This is a genomic window from Brachyspira catarrhinii (assembly GCF_005518285.1).
In the GTDB taxonomy this organism is placed as follows: Bacteria; Spirochaetota; Brachyspiria; order Brachyspirales; family Brachyspiraceae; genus Brachyspira; species Brachyspira catarrhinii.
In genome coordinates this window covers 1-6,805 of record NZ_SJDU01000102.1, presented here as the reverse complement: position 1 = coordinate 6,805, position 6,805 = coordinate 1, and the positions used below count along the sequence as shown (strand labels likewise).

At 30.2% G+C, this 6,805-nt stretch carries 6 protein-coding genes; 1 reads left to right on the top strand and 5 read right to left on the bottom strand.

Annotated features, from left to right (window positions below; all coding sequences use genetic code 11):
• The 5 genes from EZH24_RS05315 to EZH24_RS05295 all read right to left on the bottom strand — a co-directional run.
• A partial coding sequence (locus tag EZH24_RS05315; RefSeq protein ID WP_137998105.1) for an RNA polymerase sigma factor occupies positions 1-330 on the bottom strand: 330 nt, incomplete at its 3' end.
• Positions 331-445: 115 nt separating this feature from the next.
• Positions 446-2,248, bottom strand: coding sequence for an ATP-dependent Clp protease ATP-binding subunit ClpX (clpX, locus tag EZH24_RS05310; RefSeq protein ID WP_137998103.1), 1,803 nt, complete (start codon positions 2,246-2,248; stop codon positions 446-448).
• A 46-nt stretch (positions 2,249-2,294) separates the two neighbouring features.
• Entirely contained in the window at positions 2,295-3,629 is a 1,335-nt protein-coding gene (gene rimO / locus EZH24_RS05305; protein WP_137998102.1) for a 30S ribosomal protein S12 methylthiotransferase RimO, read from the bottom strand.
• A 62-nt stretch (positions 3,630-3,691) separates the two neighbouring features.
• The gene (locus EZH24_RS05300; protein WP_137998101.1) at positions 3,692-5,035 is read right to left on the bottom strand and encodes a helix-turn-helix domain-containing protein; all 1,344 of its coding nucleotides are present in this window, start codon (positions 5,033-5,035) and stop codon (positions 3,692-3,694) included.
• Positions 5,036-5,071: 36 nt separating this feature from the next.
• Positions 5,072-5,734 carry a LolA family protein gene (locus tag EZH24_RS05295; RefSeq protein ID WP_419670452.1) on the bottom strand — a complete coding sequence of 221 codons (663 nt, stop codon included), beginning with the start codon at positions 5,732-5,734 and terminating at the stop codon, positions 5,072-5,074.
• A 227-nt stretch (positions 5,735-5,961) separates the two neighbouring features.
• On the opposite strand from EZH24_RS05295, the gene EZH24_RS05290 reads away from it, so the two are divergent.
• Positions 5,962-6,805, top strand: an 844-nt coding sequence (locus EZH24_RS05290; RefSeq protein WP_236847079.1) for a diguanylate cyclase, incomplete at its 3' end; no start/stop codon positions are given.

The window sequence follows — 6,805 nt, the reverse complement described above, 5'->3', positions numbered from 1 at the left end:
GATGTCGTCCACTTCCAATTTTTCAAGATATGGAGATTCTCTTCTATAAGCTTTTGAATACATATTTATAGCCGTATTGCTTATTATTCTGTATAGCCAGCCTTTAAAATAGTTTCTCTCTTCGTATCTTCCTATGGCTCTGTAAACGCGAATCAAAACATCCTGCGTCAAATCCATAGCGTCTTCGTAATTATGCATAAAACGATAGGATATATTGAAAATATAATTTTTATATCTCGTCAATAATATATCCAAAGCTTCGTTATTGCCGTTTTTATACTCTTCTATAAGCTCATAATCTTTGAGCGATTCTTTTTCCTTTATTTCCATATTGCGCAAACTCCAATTTTAAATTTATTATTTTATTTTTTCTTTTGTTTTACTTTCAATTTTTTAATTTATTTATTATATACTATTATAACAAATAAATATATATAAAGTAAAATCAAGCCATATAATTTTTATCGTCTTTTTTTGGAATATTAATATTAGATTTTTCAAATATATTGCCCGAATTTACTCTTTCTTTTTTATCGAATACTTCTTCAATATCGCTTCTTGTGAGAGTGAGCGAATTTCCTTTTATTCCGTCCAAATTGAAAAGTATATTAACCATCGCCGTTTCGACTATGCTTTTTAACGCTCGCGCTCCCATATTCATACTTAAAGATTTATCCGCTATATAATTTATCGCGTCTTCGTCCAATATCAAATTTTTTCCTATGCTTTTAAAGAAATCGGTATATTTTTTTATCGGCGACTCGGAACTTTTCATTAAAATATCTTTTAAATTATCTTTAGTAAGCTCGTTAAGAGTGACAATTATCGGTATTCTTCCTATAAACTCTGGTATCATTCCGTATTTTTCCACATCTTTAACATCGACTTGACTCAATATTTTATCTTTTTGCAATTTATTCTTATTCAAAATAGCGTTAGAACCGAAACCGAGTCCGCTCTCGCCTTTTAATCTCATTTTTATTATATCGTCCAAACCTACAAAAGCGCCTCCGAATATGAATAATATATTTTTCGTATTCATAATTATTCCATCGCTCGAATGCATCATTCTTCTATCTCCAAACTCTGGAACTCTTATATCTTCGCCGTTCATCATAGAAAGCAAAGCTTCTTGAACAGCTTTATCGGAAGGATTGCCCGTAGTCGATTGATGAGGCTCGGCTTTTGCAATTTTATCCACTTCGTCCAAAAATACTATTCCAAATTGCGCTTTTTCCAAATCTCCGTTCGCTTTTCTGTATAAATTATAAAGAACGACTTCCACATCGTCTCCAACATAGCCCGTTTCCGTTAAAGTCGTTACATCCGCCCTTGAAAAAGGAAGCCCCAAAATCTCGGCTAAAGTTTTTACCAAATATGTTTTTCCCACTCCCGTAGGACCTATCATAAGAATATTAGAGCGAAAAGGAATATCTTTATTTCCGTTTATTCTCAAGCAATGCAAATACGCATGAACGGAAAGCGCTTTTTTTGCCTCGTCCTGCCCGATTACTTTTTTATTAAGTTCGTTTACTATTTCTTTCGGAGTTAAAATATTAAATTCTTTTGAAGTTTTTTTGCGAGCGCCCGTTTTAATATCTATAATTACCGAATTATTTATATTTTCCGCATTAACAATGTCCGATATAATATCGTATTTGTCTTTTTCCAAAAACGCGAAAACTACTTTAGAATTAACGAAAGTAACCAAAGTGTTCGTAACTTCGAGCAAACCCAAACTTGGATAAGGTTCATGCGACAGAGTCAATATTCCAGAAGATAATAATTTTCCATCGTTTTCAAAATAATGATATTTGTTTATGTAAATATCGGAGTCAATAGTAATTAATTCCAATATTCTTCTAACGGAAATTGCCGACATGGAATCTCCGTAAATCGTATAAACGACAAGACAGTATAATATAAATCTTTCGTCCGTATTCAATTCTCTCTCTTCAATAAATCTTTCAATATTAAAATTATATTTCTTAAAAGAATATATTTTTTTCAAATCGTTTTTCAAAGAATTTATTAAAATGTTTACTTCGTTATTATTCGTATTTATAGTTTTTTCGTTATTTGAAGTAATTTCGTCTTCATAGCCTAAAGTTCTGTCGATATTGTTCGATAATCTTCTCGTCATATCGTTTTTGTCGGATATAAGATTTAAAGTGTAGACTATTTTTGTAACTATATCGAAATAAACTCTAAAAGCTTCTTCTCTGCTTGAATATTCGTTTTTTTTCATTTTATATTTTCCTTAAAATCTCGTTATTACTTTTTATATTTTTATTTTATATATGCAAATCGCCTATTAAATCATATTCGGTATTATGCTTAATATCCGCTTTAATAATTTCTCCGATTTTTATATTATTTAAATTATTCATATTATCAGAATTTTTATAAACTTCAACATAACCGTCAACTTCGGGAGCGTCATAAATACTTCTTCCCACAATTTTATCGTCTTCGATTTTTTCAACCAAAACATCTATAGTTTTTCCTATAAATCTTGATAATCTCTCTTCCGAAACTTCAATCGCCGTTTTCATTAATTTTTCTCTTAAAAATAATTTTCTTCTATTATTAATTTTAGGTTTATTTATAAGCAAAGCGTCCGTTCCGTCCTCTTCCGAATAAGCGAAAACTCCGACTCTGTCGATTTTAGCGTTTTTAATAAATTTCAATAATTTCTTAAAACTTTCCGCCGTTTCGCCGGGAAAACCGACAATAAAAGAGCTTCTTATAACGGCATTATCGTCAAACTTGCGAATTTTATCAATCATATTTCTATAAAATTTATATCCTCTGCCTCCTCTATTCATATCTTTCAATATGTTTTTATCGACATGCTGCATAGGAATATCGAAATAAGGCAAAACTTTATCGATTTTGAAAAAAGATTCTATTATTTTATCGGTTAAAATCACGGGATTTTGATATAAAACCCTTATCCATTCTATTCCGTTTATTTTTGAGAGATTTTCAAGCAAATCTGGTAAAGCGAGTTTGTTATATAAATCGTAACCGTAATAAGTGGTTTCTTGCGCTATCAAATTAATCTCTTTTACTCCGTTTTGAGCGTAATTTTGAACTTCTTTCGCTATATCTTCGATTTTACGACTTCTATGTTTACCTCTTATTTTAGGAATCGCACAAAAACTACAATTCGCATGACAACCGTCACTTATTCTTATATACGCGCTGTAAGAATTTCCCGTATTTATTCTGCCCGAATATTCTCTATAAATTGTATTTTCGCTTGCATCATGAAATCCGTCTTTTTCTATAGCGTCCAATATATTATCGAGATTATGAATTCCAATAGCCGAATCGACTTCTTTAAACATTTCCAAAAAATTTTCTTTATATCTTTCGCTCATGCAACCAGAAACTATAAGCCTTTTGCATTTTCCGTATTTTTTATAAATCGAATGGTCGAATATAGAATCAATCGACTCTTTTTTGGAATCTTCTATAAAAGCGCAAGTGTTTATTATTATAATATCCGCTTCTTCGGGATTATCTATAATATTATATCCTTTATTTTTCACAATGGATAAAATATGCTCGCCGTCAACCGTATTTTTTTCGCATCCCAAATTTTGTAAATATATATTATGCAATATGTTTTCCTCTTTTCTTTAATTAATTTAATAAAAAAATTAAAAAAATAAAAATAAAATTTCTATCTCGTATCGGACATAATCAAATTATATTTAGTGGAATCGTTAAGGTCTCTAATCCACTTTATAGTTTTATTTATCGTCTCTCCCGCTTCTCCCACTTTTACGATTATTCCGTTTACTCTAACCGCCACCTCGCCCGCATTACCGATAGTAAACATTATAACATCTGAGGCTTCCAAATTAACCGTATTTCCGCTTAATAAATTTTGAGTGGACGGAGCGCCCGAATCTATAAAATATCTTAAATAAACGAATCCTCTTGCCGTTATCTCTATATTAATATTCGATTTTTCAATATTTTGTAGTATATAAGTTTCTCCGTCAATCACTTGCAAATTGGCGTTGGAAAAAATTTCGCTTTGAATATTGCTTCCGACATTATTACTGCCAAAACCAGCGTTTACCATTTGATTTTCTTCCAATCTTTCCATTTCTACTTTCGCCAAATCATCGTATATATCCAAAACGGTTATCTTAAAATCGTTAATACCGTTCCCGCTCAAATCCATTATTATTGGATTACCTTTAGATAAAGACAAATCTCGTCCGTTAATATTTAAATCTATAACATTTCCTATACGATTAAATTCTATACTTGCCGATATTCCCATAGGTTTAAAATTTATAATATTTCCCGCTCTAACATCTTGAATCGATTTGCTATTATTTATATTTTTAACTATTTCGTTTCCGTTATCGTTTATTCTAGAAACTCTATTATTATTATTTCTATTAACTATCAAAAATATTCCAACGGCAATTAAAACCAATATCGCTAGTATTATTATAATCGTAACAACGGGAATTTTTTTTCTGCTGTTTTTTAATCTATCCAAATCTCTTCTTGTGGCGGTTAATAAATCGGATTCGGGATTACTGATATTGCTTCGTATTTTCGGCTTCGCTTTATTAAATTCTTCGTTAATATTTGAAATTGCCAACATTTTGACTTCTTTCTCCGTTTCTTCGGAATTTGAAATTTGATTTTCATTATTTACATTATTCGTATTTTCTTTACTCGTCTTCTCTTTTTTTCTCGCTCTAATTTCTCTTTTTATGGGTTTTACGATTTTATTGTCGTTTTTATATAATTCTTGTTCAAATTTATTTTCGTTTATTTGCAAGTTGTATCTTTCCAAAAGAAGTTTGGAATCCAAAGATAATTTATCGCTTAAATTTCTAATAAAACCTTTTATATATATTTCGCCGGGCAATTTGTCGAATTCGTCATCTTCCAAAGCTTTTATATATCTTGCCACAATTCGAGTTTTCTCTTCAAGTTTTTCTATTGTAAGCCCTTTTTTTTCTCGAGCATTTTTTAATATTTCGCCTATAGTTTCCATTAAAAATCCTTTTCAATAATTTTATTTAATTATTTTTTAATTATTCGGAATTAAGCCGTCTTTTAATACCTGCATCTCTTCTGGTATTTCTGGAGTAAAAGTTTTTTCTTCAAGCCTCAAATTATATCTAATAGAATCGAATAAATATTCTACGGGAGTGTTTATCGCCGATATTCCAAGTATTCTTATAATCATTCCGTCTCTGTCAACCCATAAATGAATCGTAGGAAATCCTGTTCTGTCAACGCTCGCCTGTTTCGGAGTGAGAAGCATATGATAGGCAAGTCTCGTATCTTCCGCCGTATATAAAGAACTGTCATAACCAGCAATATTCAATTCTCTTCCGTCAAAACTGTTTATAGGCTTAAGTTCCCTTTCATTATAGAAATTTACATTATATTTTGAAGTTAATCTTGAAATTCCCGCTTTGGTATAAATCGCTCCCGCGTCGCCGTAATTCAAAGTCTGCTCGCTTACTATTTTTCTTTGAGGGAAAATTATCCATAGAGTTTTGCCGTTGCAATAAATTTGCTGTCCGTTTGTTCCAGCAGAATATTCCAATTTGAATAGATTAGGATTCTTTGAAATAACATTTCCGTAATTGATTCTGCTTCCGTTTCTTTCGACAAAAGTCGCGTAAAAATTATCTATAGTGGCAAATCTATTTGAAATCATGCCGACTACTCTTTCGGGCGTCATTATCTGCGGAAATAAATTTATTGCAAATAGATTAAATAATATAAATATAAAAAAACTCTTTCTCATTTTTCTAACTCTTCTTAAAACATTACGAATAAATATAATTTTTATCTATATATAATATAATAAAAAATATAAAAAACAAGAATTTATTTTTATAACATCTTGAAAAAATTGCATTTTGTTGTAAAATAATATGTTAATACACTGTTAAAAGGCTTTATTTGATGTATAAGAATATCGTTAAATCTTCTATGGAAAATACAATTAAAATTCTAAAAAAGAACGCTCCTTTATCCGAATTAATCAAAATCGTAAATAAAGAAAATATTAAAGTATTAGCCGTAGTAAACGAAGCGAATAAATTAATCGGAATCATAGACGACCGACAATTATCTGACGGCATTTTAAAACAAATTCCTAAAAAACCTACGAAAACTATAAAATCCGCAAAATCTACAAAAAGCGAAAAAGAAATTTTGAGTAAAGAAGTTTCGTTTTTTATGAGCAAAGATTTTATAACGGCTTATCCCGAAGACGATTTGGAAAAAATATTCGATTCTATGCTTAAAAATAAATTGGAATATATAGCCGTTATAGACGATAAAAATAGTCCGATTGGAACTTTAAATATATACGATTTATACGAAACGATTATTAAATTAAAAATAAGAAATGTCGGTTTAAATATAAGTTTGATAGAAGAAAAATCCTCGATAGAAAAAGACAATGTCATAAAAAATCTGATAAAAGAAATAGACACTTTAAACGCTCAATCGACAATAGACGCTCGCACGGGTTTATATAATGTGAGATATTTTAATAAAGTGATAGAGGAGGAAGTGGAAAGAGCGATAAGATACAATTATAGCATTTCGATAATATTCATGGATTTAGACCATTTTAAGAATGTAAACGATATATACGGGCATAATTGCGGAAATTTTATACTTCATGAATTGGGAACTATTTTAAATAATCCGCATGATAATATTTTAAGAAAAAGCGACATAGCGGTTAGATACGGCGGAGAGGAATTTTTGATTATATGCCCAAACACAAAAAAAGAAC

Excerpts from the sequence above, each read along its gene's own strand:
- clpX (WP_137998103.1), bottom strand. The coding sequence starts at position 2,248 with ATGAAAAAAAACGAATATTCAAGCAGAGAAGAAGCTTTTAGAGTTTAT.
- EZH24_RS05300 (WP_137998101.1), bottom strand. The coding sequence starts at position 5,035 with ATGGAAACTATAGGCGAAATATTAAAAAATGCTCGAGAAAAAAAAGGG.
- EZH24_RS05295 (WP_419670452.1), bottom strand. The coding sequence starts at position 5,734 with ATGACGCCCGAAAGAGTAGTCGGCATGATTTCAAATAGATTTGCCACT.